The organism is Candidatus Clostridium helianthi (assembly GCF_045310795.1).
GTDB classification, from domain to species: domain Bacteria; phylum Bacillota; class Clostridia; order Clostridiales; family Clostridiaceae; genus Clostridium; species Clostridium helianthi.
This window is the reverse complement of the sequence record NZ_JBJIAB010000006.1, coordinates 1-20,458: the sequence shown is the minus strand read 5'-3', so window position 1 is coordinate 20,458 and position 20,458 is coordinate 1. Positions and strand designations below refer to the sequence as shown.

Genomic DNA, 20,458 nt, shown 5'->3' with positions numbered 1-20,458 from the left:
GAAAATAATAGCATGAGATATGGATATGTACTTTGTTTTAATTGCAAATGAATATATAATTTATATTTTTATTAGATACCTTAGCAATTATTTTGATATGGGATAAATTAAATATTATTTTCAGGATAAACTATACACAGTTTGTTTATAGTAAGTAAAACTAATATACAAAAGTAATTTGAGTATAAAAATTTAGAAAATAATTTTGGAGGTAGAAAATGAGAGTTACAAATCCAGAAGAATTGACAAAAAGAATAGAGCAAATAAGAGAAGCTCAAAGAGAATTTGCAAAGTTTTCCCAAGAGGAGGTAGATGAGATATTTAGACAGGCAGCTATGGCAGCTAATGATGCAAGAATTACCCTTGCTAAAATGGCAGTAGAAGAAAGCGGCATGGGAATAGTAGAAGATAAAGTAATAAAAAATCACTTTGCAGCTGAGTACATATATAACCAATATAAAGATACAAAGACCTGTGGAGTTATAGAGAGAGATGAAATGTTCGGAATAACTCATATCGCTGAACCTATAGGGGTAATAGCTGCAATCGTGCCAACAACAAACCCAACATCAACAGCTATATTTAAAACATTGATTGCATTAAAAACAAGGAACGGAATAATTATAAGTCCACATCCTAGAGCAAAGAATTCAACTATAGCAGCAGCAAAAATAGTTCTAGAGGCAGCAGAAAGAGCTGGTGCACCAAAAGGAATAATTGGATGGATAGATGAGCCATCAATAGAATTATCCAGAAATGTAATGGCTGAATCAGATATTATATTAGCCACTGGAGGTCCAGGAATGGTTAGAGCTGCTTATTCATCAGGAAAACCAGCTATTGGAGTTGGAGCAGGAAATACTCCAGCTATAATTGATGATACAGCACATATAAAGATGGCTGTAAACTCAATTTTACTTTCTAAAACTTTTGATAACGGAGTAGTTTGCGCATCAGAACAAAGTATTATAGCTATGGAATCAGTATATGATGAAGTTAGAAAAGAACTAGATGAAAGAGGAGCTTATATACTTAAAGGTGATGAGGTAGATAAGGTTAGAAGTATAATATTAGATTCAAAGGGATCTTTAAATTCAGAGATTGTTGGTCAATCAGCTTACAAGATTGCAAAGATGGCTGGGGTTGAAGTATCTGAAGCTGTTAAAGTATTAATAGGTGAAGTTGAATCACCTGAATTAGAAGAACCATTTTCACATGAAAAATTGTCACCAATATTAGGCATGTATAAAGCTAAAACTTTTGATGATGCACTAAGATTGGCTTCAAGAATGATAGAATTAGGTGGATTTGGTCATACATCAATACTTTATACAAATCAAGTGGAATCAGTGGATAGAATAGAGAAGTTCGGAGTAGCCATGAAGACTGCTAGAACTTTAATAAATATGCCTGCATCTCAAGGTGCAATCGGAGATATATATAACTTTAAATTAGCACCATCATTGACTCTTGGCTGTGGATCTTGGGGTGGAAATTCAATATCGGAAAATGTAGGCCCTAAGCATCTAATTAATGTTAAAAGAATTGCTGAGAGGAGAGAAAATATGCTTTGGTTCAGAGTTCCAGACAAAATCTACTTTAAATTCGGATGTCTTCCAATTGCTTTAGAAGAATTAAATGCAATGAAGAAGAAAAGGGCATTCATAGTAACAGATAGAGTATTATTTGATTTAGGTTATACTCATAAGATTACAGATATCTTAAGTGAAAATCATATAGAATACAAGATATTTTCAGATGTAGAACCTGATCCAACATTAAAGGCTGCAAAGTTAGGTGCAGATGCAATGAGAGATTTTAATCCAGATGTTATTATAGCTATAGGTGGAGGATCGCCTATGGATGCTGCAAAAATTATGTGGGTAATGTATGAGCATCCAGATGTTAGATTTGAAGACTTAGCAATGAGATTTATGGATATTAGAAAGAGGGTATATGAATTCCCTCCAATGGGAGAAAAGGCAATTTTAGTTGCAATTCCAACATCAGCAGGAACTGGATCAGAAGTAACTCCATTTGCAGTTATAACAGATCAACAAACAGGAGTTAAGTATCCACTTGCAGATTATGCATTAACTCCTAATATGGCTATAATAGATGCAGAACTTATGATGAGTATGCCTAAAGGATTAACAGCAGCTTCAGGGATAGATGCTTTAGTTCATGCAATTGAGGCCTATGTTTCAGTGCTAGCGTCTGAGTATACAAATGGGTTAGCTCTAGAAGCAATAAGATTAACATTTAAATACTTACCAGATGCATATAATGGAGGAACTACAAATATTAAAGCTAGAGAAAAGATGGCCCATGCATCTTCTGTAGCAGGTATGGCCTTTGCTAATGCATTTTTGGGCGTATGCCACTCAATGGCTCATAAATTAGGTGCATTCCATCATGTACCTCACGGAATAGCAAATGCATTATTAATAGATGAAGTAATTAGATTTAATGCAACAGATGCACCTAGAAAGCAAGCAGCATTCCCACAATATAAATATCCAAATGCAGGATGGAGATATGCTAGAATAGCTGATTATCTAAATCTAGGAGGAAATACAGAAGAAGAAAAGGTTGAACTATTAATCAAAGCAATAGATGATTTAAAGGCCAAAGTTGGAATACCAAAAAGCATAAAAGAATTTGGAGTTTCAGAAGAAAAGTTCTATGCATCAATGGATGAAATGGTAGAACAGGCTTTTGATGATCAATGTACAGGTGCAAATCCAAGATATCCTTTAATGAGTGAAATTAAAGAGATGTACATAAAATCGTATAATGGCAGTAGTAAGTAAAAACTATAAATAATAGAAGAAAAGGAGCTGCATCAAAATAATTAAGTAATTTTGATACAGCTCTTTCATTAATTTAATTATATAATATTAAAGGTATTTTATGCAGCCCTCATAGTTGAATCATTAACGTCTCTATCTCTATTCTTTTCATTTTTTCTTTCAATAAAATCTCTAACAACCTTAATAGTTTGTATTATTAAAGTTGGAATGAAAGCAAATAAGTGAACTAACATTAACTCATTAGTAGTAAGTGGAGTTATTTCAAATAATCCTTGAAGTGCTGGTATAAGTAAAACTGCATTTACAAGTACAACACCTGATATAAAGGCAATCCAACTAAATTTATTATTAAAAACTCCAAGGGCAAAGATGGATTTTTTGCCTCGGCAGTTAAATCCGTGGAATAATCTAGCTAAACATAAGGTACTAAATGCCATAGTCATTGCAAGCCCATGGCTTCCAGTAGCTAAACCAATATGATAAGAAACCATAGTGAATATTCCAATCAGCAAACCTTGACTACAAATATCTATTATAAAATCTTTAGTTAAAATAGATTCTTTGGCATCTCTAGGTTTATCTTTTAAAACATCTTTTTTAGATTTTTCCATACCAATTGCTATAGCAGGTAAACTATCTGTTAATAAGTTTATGAATAATAAGTGCACAGCTGCAAATGGAACAGGGAGCGCAAATATTGATGAATATAGTACTGCAAGAATTCCAGAAGTATTACCTGAAAGTAGGAATTTTATTGAATTCTTTATATTAGCATAGATATTTCGCCCATTAGTAACTGATTTAACAATAGTAGCAAAGTTATCGTCTGTTAAAATCATTGAAGCAGCATCTTTTGAAACTTCAGTACCTGTTATACCCATTGCAATACCAATATCAGCTTGCTTTAATGCAGGTGCATCATTAACACCATCTCCAGTCATAGCTACAATTTTACCTTTGTTTTGCCATGCTTTAACTATTCTTATTTTATGTTCTGGAGATACTCTTGCGTAAACGGAAATGTGCTTTAATTTTGAGTTGAGTTCGTCATCGGACATTTTATCAAGCTCCAAGCCTTCTACAGCTAAGTCACCATCTTGCAATATTCCAATTTCTTTAGCAATAGCAGAAGCTGTAATCTTGTGGTCTCCAGTAATCATAATTGGTTTAATAGAAGCTTTAATACAGTCACTAACAGCTGCTTTAGATTCTTCTCTAGGTGGATCAATCATTGAAATTAAACCTAAGAAAGTATAATCATATTCATCATCTAAAGTGAGTTCTTTATTTTCATTAAGCTCTCTATAAGCAAATGCTAAAACTCTTAATCCTTGGGATGATAATTCTCTATTAACATTATTTATATTGATATTATCATTGTTAGTGAAGTGTGTTACTCCAGCTGAAGTTTTTATCGAAGTCACCCTATCTAGTAATACATCAAGAGCACCTTTAGTAACCATTATATATTTTCCATTAATCTTGTGAAGAGTACTCATTAGTTTTCTATCAGAATCAAAAGGAATCTCTTTAAGCCTCGGGTAATTATTTCTACATTCAATTTCATTTAAGGAGTATTTATGCCCTAAGTTTACTAAAGCAACTTCTGTTGGATCTCCTATCTCAGCACCATCTTTTGAAGTAGAATCGTTACATAGTACAGAGCTAGTTAAAAGGAAATTTGAATCAGAATTTTTGAAATCTATTTTAGTACTATCAATTAACTTATTATCAACGAAAATCTTTTTAACAGTCATCTTATTTTGAGTTAATGTACCAGTTTTATCAGAACAAATAACAGATACACATCCAAGGCCTTCAACAGCTTTTAGCTTTTTAATGATAGCATTCTCTTTGGCCATTGATTGTGTACCTATGGCAAGAACAATTGTAACTATAGAACTAAGCGCTTCAGGAATAGCGGCAACAGCAAGAGCAACAGCAAACATTAATGAATCTAATAGATCAATACCTCTATGCATACTTAATCCAAATACAATAACACAGATACCAATTATCCCAAAGGCTAACTTCTTAGAAAACTCATCCAAGGAAATTTGAAGCGGGGTACTTTTTTCTTGAGTTTCTTCCATAAGAGTAGCTATTTTACCAAGCTCAGTATTCATACCAGTATTAGTTACAAGAACAGTAGCACGTCCATAAGTGACTAGTGAACTAGAGAAAACCATATTTTTTTGATCACCTAAAGCAACCTCATCTTTATCAATAACATCAGAGAACTTATCCACACTCTCAGATTCACCAGTTAATGAACTCTCATTAACTTTAAGAGAGAAGTTTTCTAAAATTCTACCATCAGCAACAACTAAGTCTCCAGCCTCTAGTATCAAAATATCTCCTGGAACTACAGTTTTAGAAGGTATTTCAATTTTAACTCCATTCCGAATAACTTTAGCATTAGGCGCAGATAGCGCTTTTAGACTAGCTAGAGATTGTTCAGCTTTAACGTATTGAACGGTACCTAAAATAGAATTCATAGTTATAACAGCTAAAATTACAAAAGTACTTTCCATATTTCCAGTCATAGCTGAAATTATAGCAGCAGCAATTAATATAATTACTAATAAGTCCTTAAATTGTTCTAGAAATACGGATAGAATGCTTTTTTTCTTTTTTTCATTTAAGGTATTTTCGCCTACAGAGTCTAATATTTCATTAGCTTTTTCGCTCGTCAGTCCATTTAAAGTCACATCGAAGGTTTTAAGAGATTCTTCTACTGTTTTAGAAAAATATTTTTTCATTATGGCATCTTCCTTTCAAAGAAAAAATTTAATAAGTACATAATTGGCTAAAGTCTATAAAGTGAACATTTTCAGGTAGAGTTTAACTTATACCCTCAAGGGGTACCTCATCCAGAAATGTACAGTTGTTATACCCAATTGAAGAAGGGGTGTTACTGATGATAGATATCGGATAAATTAACAACAAAAAAGACTTTTAATATAACTTCAAAAATTTGAAGTTATATTAAAAGTCTCGTTACCTGTTAGGGTATATAACACCAGACTAACAATATAGTCGCGATTGTTGATGCTATATTTATAACTACTCCCTTTTAATGTAGTGATTTATTTTATGTAATGATTATAGCATTTTATATAGTTTACGTCAATACACTAAGCGGTATTTCATACGATATATATTATTTATATTATATAAAAATGTAAATAAGTGAATTATTGTTTTGTATGTATGTAAAATTATAACTATTGTTATAATTTTAATTAATATGTATAATTATAACTGCACACGTTAACAATGCGATGTTATGTATGTATATGTTTAAACCATAGGGGGAAGTTGAAGTGAGATTAAAAAAAGTAAAAGATGTGAAAATCATAAGGAGTATAATTATAATAGTAATTTTATCTTTGATATCTACAATTACTATTGGAGTTTTAGGTTATTTAAATACATCTAAAATGTATGATGCCAACTTGACAATGTATAATAATGTTATTCCAAAACTTAGTGATTGGGGTGATGTTAATGGCAGTATGGGCGTTTTAAGAAATACTTTAACAAAAATAATAGATAGACCATTTGATGAAGCAAATGAAAAGACCATGCTAGAATTAAATGCGAATATAACGGAAATAGTAAATAGACAGGCCAAAGAATCAGAAAATAATTCAGAAGAACACCAATTAGTTATGAAATTTAAAGAAGAATATGAACAATATTATTCGTACATACCTGGTATTATTGATCAAAGAAAACAAGACTTAACTCCAGATAAAAAGATTACAAATGATGCTATGGGGGTATATGGAAATCAAATTGCTCAAGATAATAAGGCATTGGTTCAACTTCAAAAGGATAAAGCTACAAGCGAGATTAATAAATCTATGAGTGCATATAGAAAAAATATATTTATGTTTATAAGTATATTGAGTATATCAATTCTGGCTCTGGCGTTTATGTCAACATATATAATATTCATGATTAAGAATTCAATTAAAGAATTTGTACATAAAGTTTCGATTTTATCAGAAGGAAATTTCACTGTAAAGTTTGATACTGAATCCACGAACGAATTTGGAGTGATGCAGAATGCATTAAGCAAGACTATAGCATCTATTGCATCAATTATATCTACAGTAAAGGAAGATTCGAATCTTGTTACAGAACAATCAATAGAGCTTTCAAGGGTTTCAGAAAAAATGAAGCATTATATAGGAGATGTATCTAGTTCAATTCATGATATAGCAGAAGGATCTAATGAACAATCTGAAAGACTTATGTCAATAAACAATAATTTAAGTTCTTTTAGTGATAAATTAGATTCAATAACAAGATCTGTAGAGAAAGTGGACAAAAGCACTATTAATATTAGTAATGAAGCTAATATTAGCGATGAAAGATTGAGAAATATAGGTATATCGATAAATGAAATTGCAGAATCTTATAATGAAGCACAAAGGAAAGTTAATAAATTAAGTTTAAGTGTAAATAAAATAACAGAAATAACTAATATGATTAATGAAATAGCAGATGAAACTAATTTATTAGCCTTAAATGCAGCTATTGAAGCGGCAAGAGCAGGTGAAGCAGGTAAGGGATTTTCAATTGTTGCAGATGAAATTAGAAAATTAGCAGAGCAATCTAAAAGTTCATCAGAAGATATTAATAATTTGCTAGGTGACATAAGTTCCGAAACTAAATTAGTTGAAGAAACAACAGGTGTTGCTAACAAGAAATTAGAGGAGCAGATTCATACAATAGCATCAACCATAGTTTCATTTAAAGAAATAGTAGAATCTATAGGTGATATAGTTCCTCAAGTTCATGAGATAAATGATTCAATAGTTGATATTAATAATAGAAAAAACAATATAGTAGAAAATGTGGAATTATCATCGGCGGTATCGGAAGAAAATTCAGCTGCATCTCAGGAGATATCGGTATCAGCTCATGAAATGGATAATTCAGCACATAAGGTTTCTAAATCTGCAGAAGAGTTGAAAGATATAATGCAGCAAATTACATCCCAAATTGAGAAGTTCGTTTTTTAATGTTAAAAATAGATAAACATAAATATTAATTTATCATGGGAATCTCTATGTTATTAGAATTATAGAGATTCTCATTTTTATTATAAATTTAAGAAATTTAATATATAGCAACTAAGAATAAATGACTTTATTAAAAAACTAGAAACTCCATTTATGTAAGTTTTTATGTGATTAAATTTATTATTTAAGTTATAATATATAATAGTATTTATTGCGTATGGAGGTTTTTTTATGACAGGACTTGTACTTGAAGGCGGAGCATTCAGAGGATTATTTACAGCAGGTGTGTTAGACGCATTTTTGGATATAAAAGCAGAAATAAAGTATATAGTAGGGGTATCTGCAGGCGCTACTAACGCATATTCATATGTTTCTAAGCAAAGAGGAAGAAACTTAGAGATAATGGAAAGATTTATGGATAATAAGAGGTATATCAGTTATAGAAATTTAATTAGATGTAAATCTCTTATGGATTTAGAATTTGTATTTGACGAGATACCTAATAAGCATTGTCCATTTGATTATAAGGCATTTTATGAATTTGATGGAAAGATGTTAGCAGGTGCTTTTAATATTGAGACTGGGAAGAATGAGTATTTTGATAAAGATTTATTGGATAAGAGGAATTCAATTCTTAGAGCAAGTATAGCAATACCATTAGTATTTCCATTTGAAAAGATAGATGGACAATATTATGCTGACGGAGGTCTTTCAGAGCCTATACCAATTAATAAGTCAATAGAGGATGGCAATGACAAACATATAATAGTATTAACAAGGAATGAAGGGTATAGAAAGGCAAAATCTAAAGCCAATGAAGTGACTTATAGACTTTATAAAAATAAGTATCCAAAGCTTGCAGATGTACTAAAAAATAGGCATATTAAATATAATGAGCAACTTGATTACTGCAAAGAATTAGAGGAAAGTGGGAAAGCATTTATAATAAGACCAAGTATAAGTATGGATATAAGTAGATTTGAGAGAAATAAAAGTAAACTAAAAGCAATATATCAAAATGGGTATGATTTGATTATTCAAAATAAAGAAAAAATACTTAAGTATATTGGATAGTATTTAAATATAATATTTTAGAGAAGTATTTTTAAATAGATAAATTAGTATGTATTGTGAATGTGCTTAAGTAGAATAGAACTAATTTTAAAATCTGCAAATGTAGGATTCTAGCTGTTTTTGATGTATAATGTACTAATAAAATATAAAATTTTAGACAATAAAGCGAACAAGGGAGATATATATGTTTACATCCAATAGCAAAACACCTAAAGTATATCATCAAGTTATAGAACAAATTAAGAACAACATAAAAAGTGGTAAATTAAAAAAGGGAGATAGATTACCATCAGAAAGAGAAATGTCAGAATCTCTAGGAGTATCACGTGCATCAATAAGAGAGGCATTGAGAGCGTTAGAAGTGGTAGGGCTTGTGGAAAGCAGGCAAGGCGCAGGAAATTATATAAAAACTAATTTTGATAATTCACTATTTGAACCTCTTTCTGTCATGTTTATGTTACAAGAAAGTTCAATTGAAGAAATGTATGATTTAAGAGAAACATTAGAGCTTCGTTGTGCTAGGTTATCCGCTAAAAATATAGAAAATAATGAGCTGGAGCTTTTAGCAGCAATATTAGATAGAATGTATATAGCAGAAAATGAGGCCGAGAGTCTTGAACTTGATATTAAGTTCCATTATTTAATAGCGAAAACCTCAAGAAATACTTTACTTATAAATGTTCTTGAAGTCATATCCCAGCTTATGGATGAATTCATTCGAAAATCAAGAGCGCAAATTTTACATACAGGAAAAACTAGGGGGAATTTATTAGAGATTCATGAGAATTTAGTAAGGGCTTTGAAATGCAGAGATGCTAATAAAGCTCATAATGCTATGGTAGAGCACTTTGATTTAATTCGAGAAGCCTATGGGTATAAAAAATAAAAATATACTGTTTTAAAAATAAGATGGATAAAAGATAATCGTCAGTGAGGTTATTTTTTTTATCCATTTTATTTTTGTTATATTTTAAACAAAAAATGTTAAATTATGATCAATCAAAAATATAAATTGAATTTTTATTAAATTTTATATAAGCAAAAAGATATAGAATATGAGGCACTAAGGAGTATATTGGAATAAAGACAATGTAAACATTTTTTGTTAAATAAATAACAATACTTTACAAACTATATTTTGGAAAGTATAATTAAGTTGAAATTGGTCATACCAATTTAAGATTGGTATGACATGTTGAGAAAGAGGAGGAATAAATTAGTTTTATTGTGACTCTAGCAAAAACTATTATATATAGCGGAATAATTAAACTGATATTGGATTTTATCAAGAAGTATATTGGAATAAGTTTTAAAAGTTTGTTTATTCCACATTGTTTTGACAAGATTACTACTATTACTTTGCCAATCAGTGTTTGGAATTTAAAATACAGTTTTAGGAGGAAGTTATCATGAATATTTTAGTTTGCATTAAGCAGGTACCAGGAACATCTAAAGTTGAGGTTGATCCAGTTACAGGAGTTTTGAAAAGAGATGGCATAGACTCCAAAATGAATCCATATGATTTGTATGCTCTTGAAACAGCTCTTAAGATTAGGGAGAGTGAAGGAGGAACTGTTAAAGTCTTAAGTATGGGCCCAAATCAAGCTTTAAGTGTAATTAAGGAAGCTTACACAATGGGTGCTGATGAAGGTACATTATTATCAGACAGAAAATTTGGAGGAGCTGATGTTCTAGCTACATCGTATACAATAGCTCAAGGCGTGAAAAAGATGGGAGATTTCGAACTTATTATTTGCGGTAAGCAAACAACAGATGGAGATACAGCGCAGGTAGGATCTGAAATGGCTGAATGGTTAAACATACCACATGTAGCTAACGTTAAGGACATAGTTAAAGTAGAAGACTCAACAATCACAGTTGAAATGGATATGCCAGAAAGTATTGAAACAGTAAAGATAGCTTATCCATGCCTAATAACTGTAGATAAAGGAATTTTCGAACCTAGGTTACCTTCTTATAGAAAAAAACTTTCAACTAAAGACAGAGAAATAAAGATATTAAGCCTAAAAGATTTTGATGATAAAGATGAGAAAAATTATGGACTTAATGGATCACCAACTCAAGTAGAGAGAATATTTCCACCAGAGGTTAATAATGATAGAGAAATGTGGACAGGCAGTTCTAGTGAATTAAGCGGAAAAATGGGAGAGAAATTAAAAGAATTGAAATTCATTTAGGTATTAAATATTTAGTAAAGATATCTCACAAAGATAATTAAAGGGGAGAATGCGTTATGGCAAAGTTAGTAGTAAATCAAGAGAAAATATTAGATATTGATGAGTTAATTAAAATATGTCCTTTTGGTGCCCTTGAAAATAATAATGGAGTTGTTGAAATAAGTGGAGCATGTAAAATGTGTAAGCTTTGCGTTAAAAAGGGACCTAAAGGAGCTGTTGAATATATAGAGGAGCAAGTCAAAGAGATAGATAAAAGTCTTTGGAATGGAATAGGCGTTTATGTTGATCATGTAGATGGAGAAATACATCCTGTTACTTATGAGCTAATAGGAAAGGCAAGAGAATTAGCAGGAAAGATAAATCATCCAGTATATGCTGTATTTATCGGAAATAATATTTCTCATAAAGCTGAAGAATTATTACATTATGGTGTAGATAAGGTATTTGTATATGACGATGAGGAATTAAAATATTTTAGAATAGAACCATATACAGCTGCTTTCGGAGATTTTATAAATAATGTAAAACCAACAGCGATTTTAGTTGGTGCCACAACTATAGGTAGATCTTTAGCGCCAAGAATAGCAGCTAGGTTTAAAACTGGACTTACAGCAGATTGTACAATATTAGATATGAAGGAAAATACAGATTTGGTTCAAATTAGACCAGCATTTGGTGGTAATATAATGGCTCAGATAGTTACTCCAAATTCTAGACCTCAATTAGCAACTGTTAGATATAAAGTTATGACAGCTCCAAAAAGAAATGATGATATTTCAGGAGAAATAGTAGAATGTTCTATAGATAAGGAAAAACTTTTATCTAAAATTACAGCCCTTAGTATAAAGAAAAAAGATGCTGAAGTAGGAATAAGTGATGCTGAAGTAATAGTTGCAGCAGGAAGAGGAATTAAATCAGAAAAGGATTTAGAATTAGTAAAAGAATTAGCTAAACTTTTAGGAGCAGAATTTGCATGTACTAGACCTCTAATAGAGGCAGGCTGGGTTGATGCAAAGAGACAAATTGGATTAAGCGGTAGAACTGTAAGGCCAAGACTTATCATAGCTTGTGGAATATCTGGAGCAGTTCAATTTACAGCTGGAATGAATAATTCAGATTATATATTTGCTATAAATGCTGATGATAAAGCACCAATATTTAAGGTTGCTCACTATGGAGTTGTTGGAAACTTGTATGAAATAATTCCAGAATTAATAGAAAAAATAAAAATGGCTAAGGAGGCATAGGTGATGAGTTACAAAGAAGTTGAATTAAAAGATTATGAATATATATTATCTATAGCAGAGAATGATTTGGAGAGAGTTTTCTTTAGAGAAGAAATAAATGAAGACTATAGCCATGATGAATTAGGCGGAATTAAGAAAATGCCTGATATAGTTATTCAAACTATAAGTGCTGATGAAGTTTCAAAAGTAATGAAATATGCCTATGAGAATAATATTCCTGTTACTCCAAGGGGATCAGGAACAGGACTTGTTGGAGCAGCGGTTCCACTTAAAGGCGGAATAGTTATAGACCTTAGCAGGATGAATAAAATTTTAGAATTAGATGAAGAAAATTTGACTCTTACATTAGAACCAGGTGTATTACTTATGGAGATAGGTAAATATGTTCAAGAATTTGACTTATTTTATCCACCAGATCCAGGTGAAAAATCAGCAACAATTGGAGGAAATATAAGTACTAATGCAGGAGGTATGAGAGCTGTAAAATATGGAGTGACTAGAGACTATGTAAGAGGACTTGAGGTTGTATTACCAAATGGCGATATAGTAAATCTAGGAGGAAAAGTAGTTAAAAACAGCTCAGGATATGCACTAAAGGATTTAATTGTTGGTTCAGAAGGAACTTTAGGAATAGTAACAAAGGCTATTTTGAAATTGTTACCACTTCCTAAAAAGGCTTTAAGCTTGCTTATTCCTTTTGAAAGTCTCGAAAGAGCGATAGAGACTGTTCCTAAAATAATTAAATCTAAGTCAATACCAACAGCAATCGAATTTATGCAGAGAGAAGCGATACTTGCTGCAGAAGAATTTTTAGGAAAAAGTTTTCCAGATAAATCATCTGATGCATACCTATTATTAACTTTCGATGGAAATTCCACAGAAGAAATTGAAAAGGATTATGAAAACGTAGCGAATATTTGTTTAGAAGCTGGAGCTTTAGATGTATTAATATCAGACACTGAAGAAAGACAAGAATCAATATGGTCAGCTAGAGGTTGTTTCCTTGAAGCAATTAAAGCATTAACTACTGAAATGGATGAAGTTGATGTTGTTGTTCCAAGAAATCAAATAGGAAAATTTGTAACATTTACTCATGAACTTGAACGTACTGCTAATATAAGAATAAAAAGCTTTGGGCATGCAGGCGATGGAAATCTTCATATATATATATTAAGAGATGACCTTGACCAAGAAGCATGGGAATCTAAATTAAAAGAAGTTATGCAAATAATGTATAATAAAGCTAAAGAATTAGATGGACAGGTGTCAGGAGAACATGGAATAGGATTTGCAAAGAAGGGATATTTAAAAGAATCACTTCCAAGTGAATGTATTGGAATAATGCAAGGAATTAAATTAGCTTTTGATCCTAAGAACATATTAAATCCAGGAAAAGTATGTGAATAGAATAAAAAAGTATTTAATTAGAATACTAGCAAATTATAAATATAAGTAATTTAACTACGCTTTATTTACAAATCAAAGCTGTCTTAAAATAGAAATTTAGATTTCTATCTTGAGACAGCTTATTTTTTATTTAGAATGAATTAATCATAAAGCTTTTAAGATTTAATAATTAATTTTTAATTATAAGATAAACTAGATAGCTAAACTTTTATCTATGCTTAAGTCAAATAGCCTTCAATAAATAAACCAATATTAGTTTAATAAAACTATAAGAAATAATAAAAAATACATTGAAAATTAATTTTAAATAATATAAAATAAGAATATAATGATAGCAAATAATAATAAGTAAGCAGAAAGGAGAAAGAGAAATGGATGAATTAGCAATGTCTCGAAGAATTAAAAATTTAAAGAAGAAGATGTTATCTGAAAAAAGATATGCATCTATAGAACAAGCACTTATAATAACTGAAACTTATAAAGAGAATGAAGATAAACCAGTTATTATAAAAAGGGCATTAGCATTAAAGAGTTCTCTTTCAAAATTAGAAATTGGTGTTGATGATGAAGAGTTAATAGTGGGTAACCGTACTAAAGGGGTGAGATATGGTGTTGTTTTTCCAGAGAGCGGTAGCTCATGGATTGATAAAGAATTTGAATCCTTGCCAACTAGACCTCAAGATAAATTTAATGTGAATTTAAATGATATAGAAACATTTCGAAAAGTGATTAAGCCATATTGGGATGGAAACTCATTAGAGGATGTCATTAGACAGAGATATGGAAAAGAAATTGATGAAATTGCAAAAGTGGTAAAGATAAATCAAAAAGACCATGCTCAAGGACATATTTGTCCAAATTGTAGAGAGTGGCTTGCTTTAGGTCCAGAAGGAATTAAACAAAGAGCTATTAAAAAAATGAAGAATGCTACAAAAGAAAGTAAAGAATTTTATGAAAGTGTAATCATTGTTATGGAAGGTGCTCAAGAATTTATGATGAGATACCATGACTTGCTGAAAGAAAAAGCTGAGTCAATCTGCGAGGAAGAATTAGTATCAGATATGCTTCAAGTTGCAGAGATTTGTAAGAATATTTCTAGAAGGCCGGCACAAACTTTCCATGAGGCAGTGCAAGCAATTTGGTTTCTATTTGTGATACTTCACATGGAGTCAAATGCATCATCATTCTCACCAGGAAGAATGGATGAATTTTTATATCCATATTATAAAAGAGATATACAACTTGGAAATATAGATGATAAAAAGGCTTTAGAAATAATTGAATGTCTTTGGCTTAAGTTTAATGAAATAGTTTATTTAAGAAATTCCCATAGTGCTAAATTTTTTGCAGGATTTCCTATAGGATTTAATATTGCAATTGGTGGCCAAGATGAAAAAGGTAATGATTTTTCAAATGAATTATCTTTCTTATTCCTAAAAGCTCAAGAACATTTAGGTCTGCCACAACCTAACTTATCTGTAAGACTTCATAAGAACACATCAGAAAAACTATTGAAAGAGAGCATAAAAGTTGTGGCAAAAGGCAGTGGAATGCCACAGTTCTTTAACGATGAATCAGTAGTGCCGTCTATGATAGACTTAGGAATTAAAGAGAAAGATGCAAGAGACTATGCAATTGTTGGATGCGTAGAGCTTACAACTCAAGGTAATAATCTTGGTTGGAGTGATGCAGCAATGTTCAATTTAAATAAGGTTTTAGAGCTTACTCTAAATGGTGGAAAATGCTTAATTTCAGGAGATTCATTGGCTCAAGACTTAGGTAACCTAATCACTTACGAAAAGTATGAAGATTTAGAAGAAGCATTTGCTAAGCAAATAGATTATTTCATCGATAGAATGATTTTAGCATGTGAACAAGTTGAAAAAGCTCATATAGATGTTTTACCTTCGCCATTCTTATCGTCAGTTATTGACGATTGCATTGAGAAAGGTGTAGATGTTACAGCAGGTGGAGCAGTATATAATTTGTCAGGAATTCAAATGATACAAGTTGCAAATTTAGCAGATAGCTTGGCTGCAATAAAACTTTTAGTATACGATGAAAAGAGAATTTCTAAAGAGGATTTGTTAAAAGCTCTTCAAAATAACTTTGAGGGATATGAAGTTATAAGGGCTATGCTATTAAATCGTGCACCTAAATACGGGAATGATATTGAATGGGTAGATGAAATTGGTGCTAAATGGGCAAGATATTTCAATGGAAAGCTTAAATCTTATACAAACTATCGTGGAGGTAAATATCATACAGGAATGTATACAGTATCGGCCCATGTTCCAATGGGTGAAAATGTAGGAGCATCTGCAGATGGAAGATATGCAAAGGCACCTTTAGCTGACGGGGGCATGTCACCTGTATATGGAAGAGACATTTCAGGACCTACAGCTGTTTTAAAATCTGTATCAAAATTAGATAATGTATTAACTACTAATGGTGGCTTATTAAATATGAAGTTCTTGCCTGAGTTTTTTAAGAATGAGATTGGGAGAGATAAGTTTGCTAGCTTCTTAAGAACCTTTGTAGATTTAGAAATACCACATATTCAATTTAATGTTTTGCGTAAAGAAGATTTATTAGCAGCACAAAAAGATCCTGAAAATTATCGTAGTTTAACTGTGCGTGTAGCAGGATATACAGCATATTTCACTGAACTTGCAGGAGAATTGCAAAACGAAATTATAGCAAGAACAAGTTATGGGGATATATAGCATATGGAAAAATATTATACATCTTTAACAGGAAGAATTTTTGATATAAGGAGATTTTCAATACATGATGGTGATGGCATAAGAACAACAATTTTTTTAAAAGGATGTCCGCTTAAATGTGTTTGGTGTCAGAATCCGGAAGGTATTTCTCCAGAGGAGCATTTGATTCATTTTGAAAATAAATGTATTAATTGTGAGTTATGTATTAAAAAATGCTCTAATAAATCAATTATACGAGAAAATAATAAAATATGTGTTGTTCAAGATAAATGTACAGATGAACAAAATAAGATTGCTACAGATATTTGTCCGACCGGTGCGTTGACTATGGATTCTAAAAATTATACTTTAGATGAAGTTATAGAAATAGCACTGAAGGATAAAGTGTTTTTTAAATACGGTGGTGGAGTAACTTTATCTGGAGGAGAACCATTGTACCAGAAAGAATTTGTAGTTGCATTACTTAAAATGTTAAAAGAGGCTGGGATAAACACAGCAATTGAAACTTCTTTATTCGTTCCGACTGAATATATAATAGAAGCGCTGCCTTATTTAGATACAATTTTTGCAGATTTAAAGGTATTTGATAATGATAAGCATAAGGTTTTTACTGGTGTAGGTAATGAACTAATCAAAAAGAACATCAAGTTTATTTTAGAAAGCAATAAGAAAGACAATGTGATTATCAGAACTCCGCTAATACCTCAATTTACAGCAACTAAAAATAATATTTATGATATAAGTGGATATATTTCAAGCATTTACTCAAAAGCAAGATATGAATTATTAAATTACAATCCACTTGCAAAATCAAAATATAACTTAATCAATAATTTAGATTACTGTTTTGAGGAGAATCCTAAAATGTATACTGAGACTCAAATGGAGGAATTTTATTATATAGCTTATTCAGCAGGGATAGAAAATTTAGTCAAGTAGTTGATTTATGCATATGCATTTATTGTTGAATAAAAAGATATGAATAAAAATGTTTTATTCTAATATTCTAAAGTTCTAAAATTCTTAAGAATATATATTGTTTAGAATATTACAATATAAGAATATATATTCTTGGAATAGTAGTATTGCTTTATAGTGTTTATAACACATTTACTTAATTTAAGTATATAAATTAAAAAGAGAGAGGGAGAAGAAAAATGTTAATGTTAATTGATGATGCAAACTTAGAGGCTATTAAAAGGATTTATGAATTTTACCCATGTGATGGAGTTACAACAAATCCATCTATATTAAAAAAACAGGGTGGGAATCCAATGGAGGTATTAAAATCAATTAGAGGATTCTTGCCTGAAGGTGCACAATTACATGCACAAGTAGTATCGCTAACTGCTGAGAAAATGATTAATGAAGCACATCATATGTTAGATGTCCTTGGAAAAGATACTTATATTAAAATTCCTGTAACACCTGAAGGAATAAAAGCTATGAAATTATTAAGCAAGGAAAATGTAAATATCACAGCAACAGCTATTTATACTTCAATGCAAGCATTCATGGCAGCAAAAGCAGGGGCAAGATATACAGCACCTTATGTAAATAGGATTGATAATATGGGAGCTGATGGAGTCCAAGTTGCAAAAGATATTCATGACATGTTTAAGATGCATGGATTAAATTCGGATGTATTAGCTGCAAGTTTCAAAAATTCACAACAAGTTTTAAATTTGTGCAAGTATGGAATTGGATCAGTTACAGCAGCACCAGATGTGATAGAAGGATTAATAAAACATGATGCGACTAAAAGCGCAGTAGAGGTATTTACAAAAGATTTCTATAGCCTAGTTGGTGAAGGAAATACAATGGAAGGTCTATAATTCATGGAGGAGAGCATTTAAAGGAAATAATTTAGTGTTCTTTTTACTATAGACTCACACATACAAATATTTTGACATATAATGAACTAGTATCATTACATGGAGTTGAAAATGCGTGATATACGGGCTGATTTTAGCTGGAGGTAAGGGCAGTAGACTATATCCTCTATCAAGAGCCGATCAACCAAAACAATTTTTAAAGCTAATTAACGATAAAAGTTTCTTAGTTAATACTGTTGATAGGATAATACCATTAATAGACAGAGATAATATTTATATTGTGACCAACATGGACTACAAAGAAAAGGTTAAGGATGAACTAATAGGAATTAGAGAGGAAAATATTTTTGTAGAGCCTGCTAATAAGGAAACTGCAACTTGTATAGGTTTGTCTGCAGTAAAATTATTAAAACAAGATGCTAATGCAGTAATGGTTGTATTACCATCAGATCACTATATTCAGGGTGAGAAGAATTATATAGATACTTTATCACAAGCAATAGAAATGGCAAATAGGAGAAGGTGTATCGTTACACTTGGGATTGAACCTAGTAGACCTGAAACAGGATATGGATATATAGAAATGGGGGAAAGAACTGCTGGAAGTATTCCAACTTATAAAATTGCAAGGTTTACAGAAAAACCAAATTCAGAGGTGGCTAAGGACTTTATATTAAAAGGAACTTATTTATGGAATTCTGGAATGTTTATATTTAGAGCTGATGTTATCCTAAGAGAAATAGAAAAATACTTGCCTAAATTGCATAAATCATTGATGGAAATATATAAAAATTTAGGAGAAGAAAATGAAGAGAGTGTTATAAAAGAGCAATATGAACTTATAGACGGAATTTCTATAGACTTTGGAGTTATGCAAAGAACAAGAAAAGCATATGTTATTAAATGTGATTTTAGTTGGGATGATATGGGAAGCTTTGGCGCTTTAAGTAGGCTACTGAGCACTTATAGAAATAATAGTATATCTAAGAATGTTTATATTGACGATTGCGAGAATTGCTCTATATTTGGGGACAAGAATCTAATAATTGGGTTTGGAATAAAAGATCTAGTTGTAGTAGATGCTGGAGATGTCATTCTTGTAATGGATAAAAATAAGGATCAGGAAATAAAGCATTTATTAAATAGGCTAAACGAAAATAAAGAATATAATAAATTTCTATAGTAAGTAAGCTGTTTCGAGATATCTTAATGATATTGAAGCAGCTTATTTATCTTTGGAAATGCACTTAGAAAGCATGTGCAAGTTAGAGCAAGTCAATTATTAGAGGTATGAGTGAAGTTCAGCAGATAACAATGAAGGGGGTCATGGAAGAACACTATTTAAAATCTAAAACAATAGATGGTCGCATATAATAATATAGGTTGTTGAATAACTAATTTTTACAAATAGTTATTCGAGAAAATATTCTTAGGAATCAAAGATTCCAAGGATATTTTCTGGATTTTATTCCCTGCTGTTTTTTATTAAATTCATCTATTAAATAGGCTAATAAAACCCATTTTATATGACGTTCGTATCGGGCTTGCCCATAGAGCCTTGGATTTTCTAAGTTATATAAACCTTTTAAAACTGAGAATAATTGCTCTATTTTCAATCTATTTTTATATAGGTTCGCTCCGATAGGAGATTCAAAAAATAAAGCATTTTCATATCGTTTATCAATGAACGCCTCAATGCTTTTAGCTTTACGCATATTTATATCAGCTAATAAATTAAATTCTAGTTTTGCAGCAATTTCAAACCATTCAACTGAGTCATATGCTGCATCAGCAAGTATTAAAAATGGATTATAATTTTTAGCTTCATATAGTAAATCCTGAACTTGATTATCGTAAACATTAGCTGTTGTTAAACTAAAAACTAGAGGAATCATAGTATCAGTAACTGTTGCAATGCAGTGTAACTTGTAACCTTTATAATATCCAAGACGTGTACCTTTGCCGGATTTAGCTTCGCTATCGTATTTTGAACTTCTTAGGGCAGTAGCATCAATTGCACATAGTCTAGTTTCTGGGTTAATAAGTTCAACAAACATAGCATAAATACCATAATATATATGTTTCTCTAAAGTCTTAGCTCTTAACGAAAAGGTAGAATAAT

General features: G+C 31.0%; 13 protein-coding genes. 11 read left to right on the top strand and 2 right to left on the bottom strand.

The annotated features are described in order from the left end of the window. The first annotated feature begins 218 nt into the window (after positions 1-218). A complete protein-coding gene (gene adhE, locus ACJDTP_RS06540) occupies positions 219-2,813 on the top strand; it encodes a bifunctional acetaldehyde-CoA/alcohol dehydrogenase (RefSeq protein WP_078116936.1) in 2,595 nt (864 codons plus the stop codon). 98 nt (positions 2,814-2,911) lie between these two features. On the opposite strand, the gene ACJDTP_RS06535 is transcribed toward adhE, so the two are convergent. Then, entirely contained in the window at positions 2,912-5,575 is a 2,664-nt protein-coding gene (locus ACJDTP_RS06535) for a cation-translocating P-type ATPase (protein ID WP_078116937.1), read from the bottom strand. 564 nt (positions 5,576-6,139) lie between these two features. Between ACJDTP_RS06535 and ACJDTP_RS06530 the strand changes: the two genes are divergently transcribed. The 10 genes from ACJDTP_RS06530 (at position 6,140) to ACJDTP_RS06485 (ending at position 19,519) form a co-directional block, all read left to right on the top strand. Next, complete coding sequence (locus ACJDTP_RS06530) at positions 6,140-7,849, top strand: methyl-accepting chemotaxis protein (protein ID WP_406760807.1); 1,710 nt, start codon at positions 6,140-6,142, stop codon at positions 7,847-7,849. Between the two features lie 231 nt (positions 7,850-8,080). Then, positions 8,081-8,923, top strand: coding sequence for a patatin-like phospholipase family protein (locus tag ACJDTP_RS06525; protein ID WP_406760806.1), 843 nt, complete (start codon positions 8,081-8,083; stop codon positions 8,921-8,923). A 184-nt stretch (positions 8,924-9,107) separates the two neighbouring features. Further along, positions 9,108-9,809 (top strand): FadR/GntR family transcriptional regulator, encoded by a 702-nt coding sequence (locus ACJDTP_RS06520; protein WP_078116940.1) that lies wholly within the window; start codon positions 9,108-9,110, stop codon positions 9,807-9,809. Between the two features lie 523 nt (positions 9,810-10,332). Beyond that, a complete protein-coding gene (locus ACJDTP_RS06515) occupies positions 10,333-11,121 on the top strand; it encodes an electron transfer flavoprotein subunit beta/FixA family protein (RefSeq protein WP_065417003.1) in 789 nt (262 codons plus the stop codon). 56 nt (positions 11,122-11,177) lie between these two features. After that, positions 11,178-12,368: an electron transfer flavoprotein subunit alpha gene (locus tag ACJDTP_RS06510; protein WP_026886581.1), complete on the top strand. Its 1,191-nt coding sequence runs from the start codon at positions 11,178-11,180 to the stop codon at positions 12,366-12,368. A gap of 3 nt (positions 12,369-12,371) precedes the next feature. Next, positions 12,372-13,775 carry an FAD-binding oxidoreductase gene (locus ACJDTP_RS06505; protein ID WP_011967662.1) on the top strand — a complete coding sequence of 468 codons (1,404 nt, stop codon included), beginning with the start codon at positions 12,372-12,374 and terminating at the stop codon, positions 13,773-13,775. Positions 13,776-14,146: 371 nt separating this feature from the next. Further along, the gene (locus ACJDTP_RS06500) at positions 14,147-16,501 is read left to right on the top strand and encodes a glycyl radical protein (protein WP_406760805.1); all 2,355 of its coding nucleotides are present in this window, start codon (positions 14,147-14,149) and stop codon (positions 16,499-16,501) included. Between the two features lie 3 nt (positions 16,502-16,504). After that, entirely contained in the window at positions 16,505-17,440 is a 936-nt protein-coding gene (locus ACJDTP_RS06495; RefSeq protein ID WP_406760804.1) for a glycyl-radical enzyme activating protein, read from the top strand. Positions 17,441-17,658: 218 nt separating this feature from the next. Beyond that, positions 17,659-18,336 (top strand): transaldolase family protein, encoded by a 678-nt coding sequence (locus tag ACJDTP_RS06490; protein ID WP_406760803.1) that lies wholly within the window; start codon positions 17,659-17,661, stop codon positions 18,334-18,336. A 115-nt stretch (positions 18,337-18,451) separates the two neighbouring features. Continuing rightward, positions 18,452-19,519 (top strand): mannose-1-phosphate guanylyltransferase, encoded by a 1,068-nt coding sequence (locus ACJDTP_RS06485; RefSeq protein ID WP_078116945.1) that lies wholly within the window; start codon positions 18,452-18,454, stop codon positions 19,517-19,519. A 253-nt stretch (positions 19,520-19,772) separates the two neighbouring features. On the opposite strand, the gene ACJDTP_RS06480 is transcribed toward ACJDTP_RS06485, so the two are convergent. Next, the coding region (locus ACJDTP_RS06480) for a transposase (RefSeq protein WP_406760802.1) at positions 19,773-20,458 on the bottom strand (686 nt) is incomplete at its 5' end.